At 68.9% G+C, this 17,983-nt stretch carries 13 protein-coding genes; 8 read left to right on the top strand and 5 right to left on the bottom strand.

Annotated features, from left to right (window positions below; genetic code table 11):
* Positions 1–42 precede the first annotated feature (42 nt).
* From NDR87_RS17810 to NDR87_RS17780, 7 genes are all read left to right on the top strand, one after another.
* Positions 43–759, top strand: a complete 717-nt coding sequence (locus tag NDR87_RS17810) for a hypothetical protein (protein ID WP_251914050.1) — start codon at positions 43–45, stop codon at positions 757–759.
* The gene (locus NDR87_RS17805) at positions 756–1,679 is read left to right on the top strand and encodes an ABC transporter ATP-binding protein (RefSeq protein WP_251914051.1); all 924 of its coding nucleotides are present in this window, start codon (positions 756–758) and stop codon (positions 1,677–1,679) included. Before NDR87_RS17810 ends, NDR87_RS17805 begins: the two co-directional genes overlap by 4 nt.
* Positions 1,676–2,458 carry an ABC transporter permease gene (locus NDR87_RS17800; protein WP_251914052.1) on the top strand — a complete coding sequence of 261 codons (783 nt, stop codon included), beginning with the start codon at positions 1,676–1,678 and terminating at the stop codon, positions 2,456–2,458. Before NDR87_RS17805 ends, NDR87_RS17800 begins: the two co-directional genes overlap by 4 nt.
* Positions 2,459–2,809: 351 nt before the next feature.
* Positions 2,810–6,634, top strand: a complete 3,825-nt coding sequence (locus tag NDR87_RS17795) for a multifunctional oxoglutarate decarboxylase/oxoglutarate dehydrogenase thiamine pyrophosphate-binding subunit/dihydrolipoyllysine-residue succinyltransferase subunit (protein ID WP_251914053.1) — start codon at positions 2,810–2,812, stop codon at positions 6,632–6,634.
* Between the two features lie 4 nt (positions 6,635–6,638).
* The gene (locus tag NDR87_RS17790; protein WP_251914054.1) at positions 6,639–7,355 is read left to right on the top strand and encodes an AAA family ATPase; all 717 of its coding nucleotides are present in this window, start codon (positions 6,639–6,641) and stop codon (positions 7,353–7,355) included.
* A gap of 132 nt (positions 7,356–7,487) precedes the next feature.
* On the top strand, positions 7,488–8,177 hold the full coding sequence (locus NDR87_RS17785) for a PadR family transcriptional regulator (protein ID WP_251914055.1): 690 nt from the start codon (positions 7,488–7,490) through the stop codon (positions 8,175–8,177).
* Entirely contained in the window at positions 8,174–9,667 is a 1,494-nt protein-coding gene (locus NDR87_RS17780) for a DHA2 family efflux MFS transporter permease subunit (protein ID WP_251914056.1), read from the top strand. Before NDR87_RS17785 ends, NDR87_RS17780 begins: the two co-directional genes overlap by 4 nt.
* Here the strand turns inward: NDR87_RS17780 and NDR87_RS17775 are convergent.
* The gene (locus NDR87_RS17775) at positions 9,648–11,210 is read right to left on the bottom strand and encodes a molybdopterin-dependent oxidoreductase (RefSeq protein ID WP_251914057.1); all 1,563 of its coding nucleotides are present in this window, start codon (positions 11,208–11,210) and stop codon (positions 9,648–9,650) included. The genes NDR87_RS17780 and NDR87_RS17775 overlap by 20 nt on opposite strands.
* 181 nt (positions 11,211–11,391) lie before the next feature.
* Between NDR87_RS17775 and NDR87_RS17770 the strand changes: the two genes are divergently transcribed.
* Entirely contained in the window at positions 11,392–12,576 is a 1,185-nt protein-coding gene (locus NDR87_RS17770; protein ID WP_251914058.1) for a S1C family serine protease, read from the top strand.
* 60 nt (positions 12,577–12,636) lie between these two features.
* Here NDR87_RS17770 and NDR87_RS17765 read toward each other — a convergent pair whose 3' ends face one another.
* The 4 genes from NDR87_RS17765 to NDR87_RS17750 form a co-directional block, all read right to left on the bottom strand.
* Positions 12,637–14,427, bottom strand: coding sequence for a long-chain fatty acid--CoA ligase (locus tag NDR87_RS17765; protein ID WP_251914059.1), 1,791 nt, complete (start codon positions 14,425–14,427; stop codon positions 12,637–12,639).
* 148 nt (positions 14,428–14,575) lie between these two features.
* On the bottom strand, positions 14,576–15,490 hold the full coding sequence (locus NDR87_RS17760; RefSeq protein ID WP_251914060.1) for an alpha/beta hydrolase fold domain-containing protein: 915 nt from the start codon (positions 15,488–15,490) through the stop codon (positions 14,576–14,578).
* 16 nt (positions 15,491–15,506) lie between these two features.
* Positions 15,507–16,337 (bottom strand): SDR family oxidoreductase, encoded by an 831-nt coding sequence (locus NDR87_RS17755; RefSeq protein WP_251914061.1) that lies wholly within the window; start codon positions 16,335–16,337, stop codon positions 15,507–15,509.
* Complete coding sequence (locus tag NDR87_RS17750; protein ID WP_251914062.1) at positions 16,334–17,881, bottom strand: NAD(P)/FAD-dependent oxidoreductase; 1,548 nt, start codon at positions 17,879–17,881, stop codon at positions 16,334–16,336. Before NDR87_RS17750 ends, NDR87_RS17755 begins: the two co-directional genes overlap by 4 nt.
* Positions 17,882–17,983: the final 102 nt, after the last annotated feature.

Raw genomic sequence — 17,983 nt, 5'->3', positions numbered from 1 at the left:
TTCGTTAGAGTTTCACCTGACCGGACGAGAGGGGTGTTGGCGATGTTCAAGAACGGCCTGGAGAAGGCCGTCGTGTCGCTGCTGGACAACGGTTCGCAGCTGCAGGCACCGGCGGTCGCCAAGTACGTCGATCGGCTGCGGCGCGCCCATCCCGAGGAATCTCCGGCACAGATCGTCGAGCGGCTCGAGCGGCAGTATCTCAACACCGTCACCGGCAGCGGTACCGCGGTCGGCGCGACGGCGGCGATTCCGGGGGTCGGAACCATCACCTCGATCGCGGCCATGGGCGCGGAGACGGCGTTCTTCCTCGAGGCCTCGGCGGTGTTCACCCTCGCCGTCGCGGCGGTGCACGGCATCGCGCCCGAGGACGCCGAGCGCCGCCGGGCGCTGGTGCTGGCGGTGGTGCTCGGCGAGAGCGGGATGGAGATCGTCGAGAAGAGCGTCGGGCGTTCGGCGAAGAACTGGGGGACGTTGCTGGCCAACCGGATTCCCGGGCTGTCGGGTATGAACGATTCGCTGTTGAAGCGCTTCCTCGTGCAGTTCCTCGCCAAGCGCGGCGCGCTGATGATGGGCAAGGTACTCCCGGCCGGAATCGGCGCGGCCATCGGCGGTTTCGGCAACCGTACACTCGGCAAGACGGTGATCGCCAACGCGCGCGGGGCCTTCGGCGCGCCGCCGCGGTCCTGGCGCGGTCCGCAGGTCATCGACGCGGATCCGCTTCCGGCGCTCGACGATTCGCCCGGATCCGGTCCGCGGTGAGCGCGCCGCGGTCGCTCGCCGTCTCGGCCACCGGACTGTCCAAGCAGTTCGATGGCGTGGTCGCGGTCCGGGACGTGAGTTTCAGCATCGCCGCGGGCAGCACCGCCGCGCTGGTCGGTCCCCCCGGCTCGGGGAAGACGACCGTGCTGCGGCTGCTGGCCGGGCTGCTGCGCCCGGATTCCGGGATGTCCTCGGTCGAGGCGGCCGGGGGCGGGCGAGCGGTCGGGGTCGTGGCGCAGCCGCGCGGGCTGCATCCGGCGCGCACGGTGCGCGGTCAGCTGCGCGTCTATGCCGCGGCCGCGGGCGTTTCCGACGATCGCGTCGACTCGCTGCTGGGGCTCACGCGGCTGGAAACGGTGGCCGGGTCGCGGGTGGGTGCGCTCGCGCCGGGCCTGCACACCCGGCTGGCGCTGGCGATCGCGCTGCTGGGCGATCCGCCGCTGCTGCTGCTCGACGATCCGTTCGCCGGACTCGACGTCGCCGAACGCGGCTGGCTGCTGGAGTATCTGCGCGGGCACGCCCGCCGCGGCGGGACCACGCTGTTCACCTCCCAGAGCCTGGCCGCCGCGCTCCCGGTCGCCGATCAGCTGATCGTGCTCGGCGCGGGATCGGTGGTGTACCAGGGCAGTCCGCGCCGGCTGCGGCGCAGCCATCCGGATCGGCTGATCGTGGGCGCGTCCAGTCCCATCGCGCTGGCGACCATGCTGGCTGCCCAGGGTTTCACCGACGCGATCATGCGCTCCGACGGCCGACTGGCCATTGCCGAGGCCACGCGCACCGAGATCGAGGCCGCGGCCCACGCCGCCAAGGTCCAGCTGACCGAGCTGATTCCGGAGCCGGTCCACCCCGACCGAGTCCTCGCGATGCTGACCAAGAGCACCGTCCCCCCGCCGCCGACCCCATACGGAGCGCCCCGATGATCCGCACCGTGCCCGCCGAGGTGAGCCGGGCGGCGACCGCCGAGACCCGCAAGCTCAGCACGCTGCGGTGGCCGTGGCTGCTGCCCGCGATCTGCGCGATGGTCGGTGTGGTGGCCGCGGCGGTCAGCGCCGCCCTGGGCAGCGGCCCACAGCCGCAACAGAATCCCGCGACCGGCACCGCCACCATCGGCCTGTATCTCGCGCTCGCACTGGCGCTCGCCGCGGCCCTGGTGACCGGCGCGCTTACCGCGGGCGGCGAATACCGCCATGCGAGCATGCCGCTGACCGCGCTGTTCACCCCCGACCGCGACCTGCTGTTCGGCGCGAAACTCGGTGTCACCGCGGCCTATTCACTTCTGCTCGGCCTGACCGCCGAGCTCGGCGCGATCCTCGGCCTGGTGGCGGTCGACCGCCACGAACTGGAATTCGGCCTGCGCCTGGTGACCGTCCTGGGCGGCGGCCTGCTGGCCGCCGTCTGCTGGGGCCTGATCGGCGCCAGCCTCGGTCTGCTGCTGCGCTCGGCGCTGCTGGCCATCGTCGCCCCGCTCGGCTGGCTGTTCGTCATCGAGCCACTGATCTGGCTGGTCGCCCACGGCGCGGACGTCCCGGGCGTGGCCGTGCTGTTCCCCGGCTCGGCCACCGTCGCCACGATCGCCGTGGATTCCTTCCCCACCAATCGCCTGCTCGCCCCCAGCCCCGCCGCCGCCGTGGTCCTGCTCATCTGGACTTCGATCGCGGGAGCCGGTGCCTGGTGGTATCTGCGGCAGCGCGATATCTGACCGGTCCGTCGCCGAAATCGCCCCCGCCCGTCGAACCGCTCGCGGGTGGGGGGCCGTATACCCGACAGGGGAAAACGTCCCCCAGGGAGTGTGGGGAGCGACACTCGGAAGCGAAGGAATATTCTCGTTCCCGGACAGGTCGACACATTATGAGGCTAGGTCTGTCCGGCGGTGCTCGAGTGGCCGTCGCGGGGTCCGGACCGGAAGTTGAGCAATCCTTAAGGGACCCGCGGTTGCCGCCGTGGGACGCTGGAGTGGAGCGGGGCCTATCCTCAGAAGGGGCGCATCGGCGCGTATCGAGCCGATTACCCGTGCCGAGCACGTCACAAACGTCGCAGCGCGAAGAACGAAATGAGGCGAACACCTGCTGTGAGCAGCTCAACATCCCAGTTCGGACAGAACCAGTGGCTTGTCGACGAGATGTACCAGAAGTACAAGCAAGACCCGTCGTCGGTCGACGAGAGCTGGCACGAGTTCCTGGCCGACTACACCCCGGAGACGCCGGGTGACACTGGTAACAGCAAGCCCGCCGCTCCCACCACCACAGCTCCCGCGACCGCCGCCAGCTCCGCGCCTGCTCCCGCCGCCCCGGCTCCGACGAAGACCGTGCCCCCCACCCCGGCCCCCGCCCCGGCTCCGGCGGCCGCCAAGGTGACCGCCCCGGCCTCCGCCGCGGCCGCACCCCCGCAGGCGCGCGGCGGCGAGGCGCGTACCGTCCCGGCCCCCACCTCCAACGCCGCCCCCGCCAAGCCCGCCGCTCCGGTGGTACCGGTGCAGGCCGAGGACGAGTCGAAGGTGCTGCGCGGTCCGGCCGCGGCGATCGTGAAGAACATGTCGGCGTCGCTGACCATCCCGACCGCCACCAGCGTCCGGGCCATCCCGGCCAAGCTGATGATCGACAACCGGCAGGTCATCAACAACCACCTGGCCCGCACCCGCGGCGGCAAGATCTCGTTCACCCACCTGCTGGGCTACGCGATCGTGCAGGCGGTCAAGGCCTTCCCGAACATGAACCGGCACTACGCCGAGGTCGACGGCAAGCCGAACGCGGTCACGCCCGCGCACACCAACCTGGGCCTGGCCATCGACCTACCCGGTAAGGACGGCAACCGCACGCTGGTCGTCGCCGCCATCAAGAACTGCGAGTCGATGAGCTTCGCGCAGTTCCACAGCGCCTACGAGGACATCGTCCGCCGCGCGCGCGACGGCAAGCTGACCACCGAGGACTTCACCGGTGTCACGATTTCGCTGACCAACCCGGGCACCATCGGCACCAATCACTCGGTGCCGCGGCTGATGCCGGGCCAGGGCGCGATCATCGGCGCGGGCGCGATGGAGTACCCGGCCGAGTTCCAGGGCATGAGCGACGCGCAGCTGGCCGAGATCGGCATCGGCAAGCTGATGACGCTGACCTCCACCTACGACCACCGCATCATCCAGGGCGCGGAGTCGGGTGACTTCCTGCGCACCATCCACCAGCTGCTGATCTCCGACGAGTTCTACGACGAGATCTTCCACGGCATGGGCGTGCCCTACGAGCCGGTGCGCTGGCGCAAGGACATCAAGGAGCGCGGCGTCGACAAGAGCGTCCGCGTTCAGGAGCTCATCGCCGCCTACCGCAACCGCGGCCACCTGATGGCCGACACCGATCCGCTGCGGCTGGTCAAGGACAAGTTCCGCAGCCACCCGGATCTCGACATCACCCAGCACGGCCTGACCCTGTGGGACCTGGACCGCGAATTCAACGTCGCGGGCTTCCACGGCCAGGAGCGGATGAAGCTGCGCGATGTGCTGTCGGTGCTGCGCGACGCGTACTGCCGCCACGTCGGCGTGGAGTACACCCACATCCTGGAAACCGAACAGCTGCAGTGGATTCAGGAGCGGGTCGAGCAGAAGCACGCCAAGCCGACTGTCGCCCAGCAGAAGTACATCCTGTCCCGGCTGAACGCGGCCGAGGCCTTCGAAACCTTCCTGCAGACGAAGTACGTCGGCCAGAAGCGCTTCTCGCTGGAGGGCGCCGAGGCGGTCATCCCGATGATGGACGCCGTCATCGACCAGTGCGCCGAGCACGCGCTCGACGAGGTCGTCATCGGCATGCCGCACCGCGGCCGCCTGAACGTGCTGGCCAATATCGTCGGCAAGCCGTACTCGCAGATCTTCACCGAGTTCGAGGGCAATATGAACCCGGCCGCCACGCACGGCTCGGGCGATGTGAAGTACCACCTCGGCGCGCACGGCACCTACATCCAGATGTTCGGCGACAACGACATCGAGGTGTCGCTGACCGCCAACCCGTCGCATCTCGAGGCCGTCGACCCGGTACTGGAGGGTCTGGTCCGCGCCAAGCAGGACCTGCTCACAAAGGAGGACCTGGTCACCAAGGGCGAGGAGGCGCGCACCTTCTCGGTCGTGCCGCTGATGCTGCACGGTGACGCGGCCTTCGCCGGTCAGGGCGTGGTCGCCGAGACGCTGAACATGTCGGGCCTGCGCGGCTACCGCGTGGGCGGCACCGTGCACATCGTGGTGAACAACCAGATCGGCTTCACCACCGCACCGGAGAACAGCCGCTCCACCGAATACGCCACCGATATCGCCAAGTTCATCGGCGCGCCGATCTTCCATGTCAACGGCGACGATCCGGAGGCGTGCGACTGGGTGGCGCGGTTGGCCGTGGACTTCCGTCAGAAGTTCCGCAAGGACGTGGTCATCGACCTGATCTGCTACCGCCGTCGCGGCCACAACGAGGGCGACGACCCGTCGATGACCCAGCCGTACATGTACGACGTCATCGACACCAAGCGCAGCGTCCGCAAGGCCTACACCGAGGCCCTGATCGGCCGCGGCGACATCTCGATGAAGGAGGCCGAGGACGCGCTGCGCGACTACCAGGGTCAGCTGGAACGCGTCTTCAACGAGGTGCGGGAGCTGGAGAAGTACCCGCCGTCGCCGAGCCCCTCGGTCGAGATGGAGCAGACGGTGCCGAGCACGGTCATCACGGCCGTGGACAAGACCGTGCTGCAGCGCATCGGCGACGCGTTCGTCAATGTGCCGGAGGGCTTCACGGTCCACCCGCGCGTCAAGCCGGTGCTGGAGCGCCGCCGCGAAATGGCCTACGAGGGCAAGGTCGACTGGGCCTTCGCCGAGCTGCTGGCCTTCGGCACGCTGATCGACGAGGGTCGGGCGGTGCGCCTGACCGGTCAGGACTCCCGCCGCGGCACCTTCACCCAGCGCCACGCCGTGGTGATCGACCGCAAGACCGGTTCGGAGTACACCCCGCTGCACAACATCGGCAGCAAGAATCCGGGCTGGTTCGCGGTGCACGATTCGGCGCTGAGCGAATTCGCCGCCGTAGGTTTCGAATACGGCTACTCGCTGGGCAACCCGGACGCACTCGTGCTGTGGGAGGCGCAGTTCGGTGACTTCGTCAACGGTGCGCAGTCGATCATCGACGAGTTCATCTCCTCCGGTGAGGCCAAGTGGGGGCAGCTGTCGGAGGTCGTGCTGCTGCTGCCGCACGGCCACGAGGGCCAGGGTCCCGACCACACCTCCGGTCGAATCGAGCGATTCCTGCAGCTGTGCGCGGAGGGTTCGATGACGGTCGCGGTTCCGTCGACCCCGTCGAACTACTTCCACCTGCTGCGGCGGCATGTGCTCGACGGCATCCGCCGCCCGCTGATCGTCTTCACCCCGAAGTCGATGCTGCGCAACAAGGCCGTGGTCTCCAATATCGAGGACTTCACCGACAACAAGTTCCGCTCGGTGCTCGAGGAGCCGACCTACGAGAGCGGTGACGGCGACCGCGCCAAGGTCAAGCGGATCCTGCTGACCTCGGGCAAGCTCTACTACGAGCTGGCCGCGGAGAAGGCCAAGAAGAACCGCGACGATGTGGCGATCATCCGCATCGAGCAGCTCTACCCGATCCCGTCCTACCGCCTGAACGAGAAGCTGGCGACCTACCCCAACGCCACCGATCTCGCCTGGGTCCAGGAGGAACCGGCCAACCAGGGCGCCTGGCCGTTCTTCGGCCTGAACCTGCCGGAGATCCTGCCGGAGCGGTTCAACAAGCTGCGCCGCATCTCGCGCCGCGCCATGTCGGCCCCGTCCTCGGGTTCGAGCAAGGTGCACGCGGTGGAGCAGCAGGAGATCATCGAAGAGGCGTTCGCACCGACCGCCTGACGATTTGGGTAAGCCACTGCTACTGCGCCGGGTCGAATTCGCTCCCACCGAGCAATTCGACCCGGCGTCGTGGTATCTGGATGTGCCCGTCATCGCCGAGGTGTGTTCGGAGGGGCTGACTTTCGAGCGACCGGTCACGGTGCTGGTGGGCGAGAACGGCATCGGCAAGTCCACCCTCGTCGAGGCGATCGCCGCGAGCTGGAATGCCGGCATGCGCGGGGCCGATCCGCTCTGGTCACCCGGCGGCACCTCCGGCGACAGCGACCTGGGCGCGTATCTGCGGTGCGACGGCGTCTATCCCAGGCCGACCGGCGGCGGGTTCCTGCGCGCGGAGACGATGAACTCCGTCTTCGAGCGGGCCGACGCGCTGCGCGTGCGCGCGACCGACCAGGTGTGGAACCGCCTCTCGCACGGCCAGTCGTTTCTGCACTACATCGCCGACCGCCCGGTCGGCCAGGGCCTGTGGCTGCTCGACGAGCCCGAGGCGGCGCTGTCGTTCCAGTCCTGTCTGGCCCTGGTCGGGGTGCTGATGGATCTGGCGGCCGAGGGCTCCCAGGTCGTCATGGCCACTCACTCCCCCATCCTGGCCGCCTGTCCGGACGCCGAGATCATGGAACTCACCGCCGACGGCGTCGAATACCGGGAGTGGGCGCAGCTGGACATGGTCCACGACTGGCGCACCTTCCTCGACTCCCCCGCCGCGTATCTGCGACATCTGTAGCCCGAACCGCTGTGACAACGGTTACCCGCCCTCGAGACCGTACTTTTCCAAGCCGTATATTCGGCGTGGAATATTTGAGAAGGAATAAGTCGCCGCACCGGACTACGGTGGCGATGTGGAGGGGGTCGCGAGATGACCGTGCAGCCGGGCGCACTGCTGACACCGTTGGCGATCTCGGTGCTCGCGCTGCTGGAGGAGCGGCCGATGCATCCGTACGAGATGTATCAGACGCTGCTGCAACGCCGGGAGGACTATCTGGTCAAGATCCGGCCGGGGTCCCTCTATCACACGGTGACGCGGCTGGCCGAGCGCGGCATGGTCACCGCCGAGGGCACCGACCGGGCCGGAAACCGCCCCGAGCGCACCATCTATCGCATCACGCCCGGGGGCACCACCGCCCTGCGCGCCCGGATCGCCGACATCATCCGCCGACCCGTGCGGGAGTATCCGCTGTTCCCGCACGCCATGTCCGAGGCCCACAATCTGCCCGCGGACGAGGTGATCGCGCTGCTGCGCGATCGCATCGGCCGGCTCGAAAACGATCGCACCGAACTCGACGTCCTGCACCGCTGGCTCACCACCCACGAGGTACCGCGCCGGTACTGGATGGTCCTGGAATATCTGCGCGGCCAGGCCGATGCCGAACTCGTCTGGTTGCGCCGCATCGTCACCGAACTCGCCGACGGCACGCTGGCCTGGGACGACTTCGCCCCCGACGGCACCCGCATGCCCGCCCCCACCAACGCCATCGGCCCCGACTGGGGTTCGGCGGTCACCGACGACGTGCTGGCCGAACTCCGGAAAGAGGAACGAAACGCATGACAACCCAACGTAACCCGTGGCTCGCGCTCTACGCGCTGGTCGTCGGGTTCTTCATGATCCTGCTGGATATGACCATCGTCGCGGTGGCCAATCCGAAGATCCTGGCCGACCTGCACACCGACATCACCAAGGTCATCTGGGTGACCAGCGCCTATCTGCTGACCTATGCCGTACCGCTGCTGGTGACCGGGCGCCTCGGAGATCGCTTCGGGCCCAAGAACGTCTACCTCACCGGCCTGGCGGTATTCACCCTGGCCTCGCTGTGGTGCGGCATGTCCACCACGATCGGCATGCTGATCGCGGCCCGCGCGGCGCAGGGTCTGGGCGCGGCGCTGATGACGCCGCAGACCATGGCCGTCATCACCCGCACCTTCCCGCCCGACAAGCGCGGCGCGGCCATGGGACTGTGGGGTGGCGTGGCCGGACTGGCCACGCTGGTGGGCCCGCTGCTGGGCGGCGTGCTGGTGGACAAGCTGGGCTGGAACTGGATCTTCTACATCAACGTGCCGATCGGCGTGGTGGCGTTCGCGCTGGCGGTATGGCTGGTGCCCGCACTGGAGACCCATTCGCACAGATTCGATCTGGTCGGCGTCGCGCTCAGCGCCGTCGGAATGTTCTTGCTGGTCTTCGGGATTCAGGAGGGTAAGACCCGCGACTGGGACGGGGTGATCTGGGCGCTGATCGTCGCGGGCCTGGTGGTGCTGGCGCTGTTCGTGATCAACCAGGCGCGCAACACCGGTGAGCCGCTGGTGCCGCTGTCGCTGTTCCGCGACCGCAATTTCGCGCTGTCCAGCCTGGCCATCGCGGCCATGGGCGCGGCGACGGCCGCGTTGATGGTGCCCGGCTACTTCTATCTGCAGACGGTGCGCGGCTATTCGCCGACCGTGTCGGCACTGGTGTTCGCGCCGATGGCGATTGTCACCGGCTTCGCCGCGCCCATCGCGGGTAGATTCTCCGACCGGCTGCCGCCCCGGGTGCTGCCGACCATCGGCTTCGTGCTGTTCTCGGTGTCGGTGTTCTGGTTCGTGGCGCTGATGAAGCCGGACAGCTCGATTCCGGTGTTCATGGTGGCGGCCGGGCTGGCCGGGCTGGCGAACGCGGGTGTCTGGGGACCCTTGGCCTCCACCGCGACCCGCAATCTGCCGATCCAGCAGGCCGGTGCCGGTGCCGGTGTCTACAACACCACCCGGCAGGTGGGTTCGGTGCTCGGCAGCGCCGCGATCAGCGCGCTGCTCTCCGCGCGGATGTCCGCGCAGGGCCTCGGCGACGCCCCCGCCGCCGAGGGCGGTGCGGGGATGGGCGAGATCCCCGCCCAGATCCTCGACAAGCTCAGCACCGCACTGAGCCAGTCGATGGTCCTGCCCGGCGCGGTACTGCTGATCGGCGCGGCCGCCTCGGCCCTGTTCGTCGGTTCACGTGCCGCCAAGCGGCCCGCGACCGACCAGGTGCCGGTGGACGTCGCCACTGAGCTCACCCCACCCGCACGCTGACCGCCGGATAACCCGTCGCGCCGTCGGGAAGTACGCCGCGCACCTCCTCGGTCTGGGGACGTCCGGTCTCGTCGACGGCCCGGGCTCGGATGGTGTGCGGGCCGGGGGTGGCGTCCCAGTCGTAGGTCCACTGCCGCCAGGTGTCGATGGACGGTTCGGCGGCGAGGCGGGCCGATTGCCAAGGGCCGCCGTCGATCTGGACCTCAACGGCGGTGATGCCGCGGTGCTGGGCCCAGGCGACCCCGGCGACGGGAATGCGGCCGGGGCGCAGTTCGCGCCCGCCGCCCGGGGTGTCGATTCGAGTGCCGGTCTTGATCGGCCCGCGCTCCGACCAGCCCCGCTTGGTCCAATAGGCCTGTGCCCGATCGAATCTGGTGATCTCCAGTTCGGTGACCCACTTGGTCGCCGACACGTAGCCGTAGAGGCCTGGCACCACCAGCCGGGCGGGATAGCCGTGCTCGACCGGCAGCGGTTCACCGTTCATGCCGACGGCCAGCAGGGCATCGCGGCCGTCGGTCAGCGCGGTCAGCGGACTGCCCGCGGTGAAGCCGTCCACACTGCGCGACAGCACCATATCGGCGTCCGGATGCGGTCCCGCCTCGGCGATCAGCTCCGCCAGCCGATATCCCAGCCAGCGCGCGTTGCCGATCAGATCCCCGCCGACCGGATTGGATACGCAGGTGAGGGTCACCAGCCGCTCCACGGCCGGGCGCGCGGCCAGATCGGCGTAGCCGAGCCGGATCTCGCGATCGACCATGCCGTGGATTCGCAGCGACCAGCCGTCGACACTCACCTGCGGCACCACGAGCGCGGTATCGATGCGATAGAAGTCGCTGTTGGGCGTGAGATACGGTGCCAGACCCGGAATCCGCAGATCGGCGGCCGGATCGATCGGCGGCGCGGGCGAATTCGGAACCGGTAGCCGCACCGCGGCCCGCTCGGCCCCCACACCTCGCGTGCGGACCCCGAGCACGCGCCCGGTCACCCCCGCGGCGGCGGCCAGCGCGCCCACACCGACGATGCCCCGCATCACCCCTCTGCGATCCACCCGCGAGGTGGTATCGGAAATTTCTGCCGCCGGGGGCGATTCGATCCGCGCCGCCGGTTCGGCCGTACTCGCCGCCACCCGCCGACTCGACCAGCGCAGCGCCACGATCCCGGCCCCCACCCCGATCACCGTCGGCAATGCCCACGTCCACGACGCCCCCGGCCGGGTCACCGCCGCGGCCGCCGCGACGATCCCGAACACCGCGAACACGATCGACCCCAGCGGCCGTCCATCCCGCTCGACAACGCCGGCGATCGCGGCGACGACGGCCGCCACCATCCCCATGATCGAGAACAGCACCACCTTGTCGTTGGTCCCGAAGGCGTCGATCGCCCACTCCCGCACCGCATCCGGCGTCCGATCCACCACCGTCGCGCCCACCGCCGCCAGCGGCGCGCTCCCCGCCCCCACGACCGCGGCCACCAGCTCCGCCACGCCCACCACCAGCCCCGCCGCCACCATGCCACCCGCGATCCGCGGCCCCGTTCCGGTCATAGCGGCGAGCGTAGGTCGCCCGGACCGGTGGCGACGGCGTCGCGGCCGGGTCCGTCACCGAATCGTCAGAAAGTCGCTGTGGTCTCGGGCACGTCGGCCTTCGCACTGGAACTACCCAGCGGACTCTCAGGAAATGCGGGCTTAATGGAGAACAGAGTGCTGCGACGCGAGCAAGGACGTGATGCCCGTGTATCCGAATCAGAGTGGTTGGCCGGGACAGCCGCCGGATCCCTACGGCCCGCCGCCATTCCCGCCACCACCGCCGCGCCGGGCCCGGCACGGGCTGGGCTTCACCACCCTGGCCGCGCTCGTGCTGGCCCTCGCGGTCACGGTCGGACTGGTGGCCTCGCGGTTCTCCGCACATCAGCTCGCGCCGCACGGGCCGCTGGCCCAGTCCCAGGCCAGCGCGCTGTTACCGGTCGACGATCCGGCCACCCCGGCCGATCTCACCGCCGCGGTGAGCCAGGTGCTGCCCGGCACCGCCCTGATCAATACCCAGCTCGGCCTGCGGAACGGCGAGGGCGCGGGTACCGGCATCGTGCTCACCTCGGGCGGCGATGTGCTGACCAACAACCATGTGGTGGAGGGCGCGACCAAGATCGCGGTCACCGTGCTCGGCACCGGGAAGACCTATTCCGGCAGCGTCGTCGGCTACGACCGGCAGGACGATCTGGCGGTCGTCCGGCTCAGCGGCGCCTCCGGCCTGCCGACCGCGCCGCTGGGCGATTCGGACCGGGTGCGGATCGGCGACGCCATCGTCGGCCTCGGCAATGCGGGCGGCACCGGGACGCCCACCCCCGCGCCGGGCCGGGTCACCGCCCTGAACCGCTCCATCACCGCCAGCGACGAATCCACCGGATCCTCCGAACAGCTGACCGGACTCATCCAGGTCGCCGCCGATATCCAGCCCGGCGACTCCGGCGGCCCGCTGATCAATGCCGCGGGCCAGGTGATCGGCGTGAATACCGCCGCCTCACAGGGCTTTCGGATGGGCACCGGCGGTGGCGAGGGCTTCGCCATCCCGATCAACAAGGCCCGCTCGATCGCCGAGCAGATCCAGGCCGGGCGGGCGTCGGACCGCGTGCACATCGGCCCGACCGCCTTCCTGGGCGTCACGGTCAGCGATACCAACGGCTCGGGCGCGGTGGTCCGCGATGTCGTACGCGGCGGGCCCGCCGACCAGATCGGCCTGGCCCCCGGCATGGTGGTCACCCGCATCGACGACCACGCCATCGACTCGGCGACCACCCTGGTCAGAACGATGGACCGCTACCGCCCCGGCGATACCGTCACGCTGACCATCGTCGACCGGACCGGTCAGACCCAGACCGCCCAGGTGAAACTGGCCCGCGGTCCGGTCGGCTGAGGCCACACAGCGAACGGCCCGCCCTCGACGAGAGGGCGGGCCGCCGCGAATTCGATCGACTCAGCTGTAGATGGCGTCCACGTCGGCCGCGTAGTTCTTCATCACGACCGCGCGCTTGAGCGACATCTTCGGGGTGAGCTCGCCGCCCTCGAGGGTCCAATCGACCGGCAGGATGCGGATCTTCTTGATCTGCTCGGCATGGGAGACCAGCTTGTTGGTCTGCGCGACCGCCTCGTCGATCTCCGCGATCAGCTGCGGATGCTCGATCAGGTCCTCGATCGGGGTATCGGCGGGCAGGTTGTGCTGCTCCTTCCACTTGGGCAGCGCCTCGGGATCGAGGGTGACCAGCGCGCCGATGAAGGGCTGGCCGTCGCCGACCACCATGACCTGGCTGATCAGCGGGTTGGCCCGCAGGGCGTCCTCGAGCACCGCCGGGGAGACGTTCTTACCCCCGGCCGTGACGATGATCTCCTTCTTGCGGCCGGTGATGGTGATGAAACCGTCGTCATCGATGGCGCCCAGGTCACCGGTCTTGAACCAGCCGTCGGCGAAGGCGTCCGCGGTGGCGGTCTCGTTGTTCCAGTAGCCGCCGAATACGACCGGACCGCGCAGCAGCAGCTCGCCGTCCTCGGCCACCTTGGCCGCGTGCCCGGGCAGCAGCGGTCCGACCGTGCCGATCTTGATGCGATCGGGCAGGTTGACCGTGATCGCCGCGGTGGTCTCGGTCAGGCCGTAGCCCTCGTAGATCGTCACGCCCGCGCCGCGGAAGAAATGCCCGAGCCGCGCGCCCAGCGGGCCGCCGCCGGAGACCGCGACCGTGCAGCGCCCGCCCATCGCCTCGCGCAGCTTGCTGTAGACGAGCTTGTCGAAGGCCGCGTGCTTGAGCTTGAGCAGCAGCCCGACCGAGCCGTTCTGCAGACCCTCGCTGTAGGCGGTGGCCGTATCGGCGGCGAGCTCGAAGATCTTGCCCTTGCCGCCCTCGTCGGCCTTGGCCTTGACGCCGTTGTAGACCTTCTCGAATACGCGCGGCACCGAGAGGATGAAGTCCGGCTTGTACTGCCCGAACTGCTGCACCAGCGTGGACCAGTCCGCGGTGTGCGCGACGGTCACGCCCGCGTCGAAGGCCGCCAGCGCCACCGCGCGGGCGAAGATGTGGGCCAGCGGCAGGAACAGCAGCGAGCGCTTACCGGGCCGCAGGAACTGGCGCATCACATCGCGGTCTGCCGCCGATTCGGCATACAGGTTCGCGTGCGAGAGCATCACGCCCTTGGGGCGGCCGGTGGTCCCGGAGGTGTAGATCAGGGTCGCGGGCGATTCGGCGCGCACCTGGCCGCGCCGATCGGCCACGGCCTGGTCGTCGAGGTTCTTGCCGCGCGCGATCAGCTCGTCGACCGCACCGGTCGAGATCTCCAGCGTCTCGCGCAGCTCGGGCAGGCTGCCCTCGATCTCGGCGATGGTGGCGCGATGCTTGCCGTTCTCGACCACGAGCAGCTTGGTGCCGGAGTCCTCCAGGATCCAGCGCGCCTGCTCGGCGGAGGAGCTGTCGTAGATCGCGACGGTGCAACCACCGGCCGCCCAGATGGCGAAGTCCAGGACCACCCACTCGTAGCGGGTGGCGGCCAGAATGGCGACGCGGTCACCGAGCTCGATGCCCGAGGCGATCAGACCCTTGGCGACGGCGGTGACGGTGCTCGCGAATTCGGCCGCCGTGACATCGGCCCAGCCGCCCTTCCCGTCCGGCTTGTTGAAGACCACCAGCCCGGGCGTGCGCTCGGCATGCCGGAAGGCGCCATCGGACATGTTGGCGACCTCGGGAATGGTGTAAGAAGCCGGGACTTCGAACTCTCGCATCGGTGCGGTGCCCTTCCACGTGGATTACTCACCGGTAATGTACGCCAGCCGCGGTGGCGCTGCCCGCCCGACCGCCCGGTCGGCTCGCGAGGCGGGCCGACCAGGGCGCGAAGGGCACGGGCGCGGCGGCCGCGCGGGCGCGTCGCTCCTATCCTATGGACCGCGTTTGCGCAGGTCGAAGCGACTCTTCCAGAAATGCGGCCAGCTCGTCCACGGCCGCGGCGGCCGCGGGTACGAGCGCGGCCTGGGCCTGGGCCACGTGCCACAGCCCGCGGGTCACCGAGAACTGGGTGGGCACCTCGGCCGCCCGCAGCGCCGCGACCAGCCGCCCGCACTGATCGTGCAGTCGCTCCCCGGCGTCGACCTGCACGTAAACCGGTGGCAAGCCGCGCAACTCGCCCCGCAGCGGCGCGTAACCGGGATCGTCGCGGTCACCGTCACCGAGATAGGCGGCGGCGCACGCCTGCGACCACGGCCTGCTGGTGACCAGATCGCGATAGGCCGAATCGCTGTCGTTCGGATCCGACCACGGCGCGATCAGACCCAGTGCGGCGGGCCGGATTCCGTGCCGGTCGCGCAGCCGCAGCGCCAGTGCCAACGACAGTCCGCCACCGGCCGAATCACCGGCCACCGCAATGTCTTCGGCCCGCAGCCCGGCCGAGATCAGCTCGCGGAAGGCCGCGTCGGCGTCGTCGAGGGCGGCGGGGTACGGATGTTCCGGCGCGAGGCGGTAATCCAGGGTGAACACCGGCCGTCGCAGTCCGCGCGCCAGGTGCGCCGCCAACGAGCGGTGCGAGTGGAGCGATCCGATCGCATAGCCGCCGCCGTGCAGATAAAGCACTGCGCCGGGAAGACTTTCGGTGCCGACGGTGATCCGCTCGGCCGCGCGACCACCCAGGCGCATGCGGTGGACCCGGGTGCCGGACGGCAGGAACTGCAGCCGCGCGGCGGCATCGAGCACGGCCCGTTGGGCCTGCCAGGGCAGCCGGTGGTGCAGGGCGATTCGGTAGATCGGGTGCAGCACCACCCGGGCCACCGGTGACGGCAGCGAAATGCCGGGCATCGTCCGACCTCTCGTATCAGGGCATGAAGCGACGGTTCACCACACTGGACACCCGCTGATACCAGGACCCGGAGACCCGCACGCACGCGTCGAGCAGCTTTGCCTCCCAGCCGATCAGCACCCGCCCATGGCCCTTGCGCACGCCCTCGGTGATGGTCTGCGCGGCCATCTCCGGGGTGTGCAGCGCCAGCTGCTTGTCGAAGAACGAGGAGAACTTCTGCGGGTCGATGCCCTCGGCGTAGGTGGCGTTGCGCGCGACCGCGGTCTTGATGCCGCCCGGATGCACACAGGTGACCTTGACCGGATGCCGGCGCGCCAGCATCTCCTGGCGCAGCGATTCGGTGAAGCCGCGCACCGCGAACTTGGCCGCGTTGTAGGCGCTCTGACCGGGCACCGCGATGAGACCGAACAGGCTCGACACATTGACCACGTGCCCATCGCCGGATTCGATCAGATGCGGCAGAAATGCCTTGGTGCCGTTGACGACTCCCCAGAAATCGACATCCATGATGCGCTCGATGTCCTTGAACTGGGAGTCGATCACCTCACCGTGGAAGGCGATCCCGGCGTTGTTGTAGACCTGGTGCACGATGCCGAAGTGCTTCTTGACCGCGTCCGCGTAGAGCAGCACGGCCTCGCGCTCGGCGACGTTGAGCCGATCCGACTTCACCTGAGCGCCCAGGCCCTCGCAGCGCCGGACGGTTTCGGCCAGGCCGTCGGTATCGATGTCGGACAGCGCGAGTTTCGCACCGCGCCGGGCCAGATTCTCCGCCAGCGCCCGGCCGATGCCGGAGCCGGCACCGGTGATCACGCAGACCTTGTTCGTGAAGTAAGCGTCATTGCTCACTGTGCTGCCACCACTTTCGCGTCGGACCGGACGTCGGCCCCGTTTACCTTGGTTGTCGTGTCGTAGGCCGCCACGTCGAACTTTTCCAGCAGCTTACGGAAGCGGAAGGTGAAGTCCGGCCACAACGTGGTGTTGTTGCCGTGCTTGTCCAGATACCAGCTGGCGCAGCCGCCGGTGTTCCACACGCTGCCGACCAGCTTGCCCTGCAGCTCGCGATTGAACCTGTCCTGCGCATCCTTTCGCACCTCGACCGTGCGCAGGTGCAGCCGGTCGAAGGTGGCGATGGCGTCGGCGATGTAGTTGATCTGCGATTCGATCATGTACACCATCGAGGTGTGGCCCAGGCCGACGTTCGGGCCGAGCAGGAAGAACATATTGGGGTAGTTGGCGATCGCCGAACCCTTGTAACCCTGCTGCCCCGCGGCCTCGAAAACCTCTGCCAGCGTGCGCCCGTCGCGCCCGGCGATGGTCTCGTACGCCGGGGAGTCGGTGACGTGGAAGCCGGTGGCGACGACGATGGCATCGATCTCGCGCTCGGTGCCGTCGGTGGTGACGATCGAATTCGCGCGGATCTCGCGGATGCCGTCGGTGACGACGTCGACATTGTCGCGGCCCAGCGCCGGGTAGTAGTCGTTGGAGATCAGCATGCGCTTGCAGCCGATACGGAAGTTCGGGGTGACCTTGCGGCGCAGCTCCGGATCGCGCACCTCGTAGGCCAGCTTGGCGCGGGCGATGGTCTCCAGGGCCAGCATCGCGGGCGGGAATTTGGCCAGGCCGATCACCTGGGTCTCGCGGGCGGCGTAGATGGCCGCGCGCGAGAGCCGCTGCACACCCGGCACGTATTTGAACGCCAGCCGTTCCGGCAGCGTGTAGGGCCGATCGATGCGCGGCAGCAGCCAGGGCGCGGTGCGCTGGTAGACGTCCAGATGCGCCACCTTCGGCGCGATGGACGGCACGATCTGGATGGCCGAGGCGCCGGTGCCGATGACCGCGACCCGCTTACCGGTCAGGTCGGCCTCGTGATCCCAGCGCGCGGAGTGGAAGATCTGCCCCTCGAAGGTGTTGATGCCCTTGATATCCGGCAGATTCGGCTCGCACAGCGCACCGATGGCCGAGACCAGGATGTCGGCGGTGAACGCGCCCCTGCTGGTCTGCACCTCCCAGCGCGCGGCGGCGTCGTTCCAGCGGGCGCCGGTCATCTCGCAGTCGAACAGGTGCTTGTCGCGCACCCGGTAGCGGTCGGCCACCTGCTGGATGTAGCGCTGAATCTCCGGCTGCTTGGAGAACGAGCGCGACCAGGTCGGATTGAGCGCGAAGGAATAGGAGTACAGCTGCGAGGGCACATCGCAGGCCGCGCCGGGATAGGTGTTGTCCCGCCAGGTGCCACCGACATCGCTGCCGCGCTCGATGACCAGAAAATCCTCGCGACCCTGCTGGCTGAGCCGGATCGCCATCCCGAGGCCCGAGAATCCGCTACCGACGATGAGGATGTGCACGTGCCGGGCGGCGCGGTCGACAACTTTGTCTGTAACCTTGCGACTCATATAACTGAGCGTAGGGGTTTATTGAGCACCAGTCAACAGTATTGACTCCCGTTCAGTAAGATTGCAATGTGGCCGTCAGAAGTGCAGGAGAAACTGGGAAAC

Source organism: Nocardia sp. CDC159 (genome assembly GCF_023740735.1).
Taxonomy (GTDB): Bacteria; Actinomycetota; Actinomycetes; order Mycobacteriales; family Mycobacteriaceae; genus Nocardia; species Nocardia pulmonis.
The sequence above is the reverse complement of the archived record's forward strand: the minus strand, read 5'-3'. Positions and strand labels throughout refer to the sequence as shown.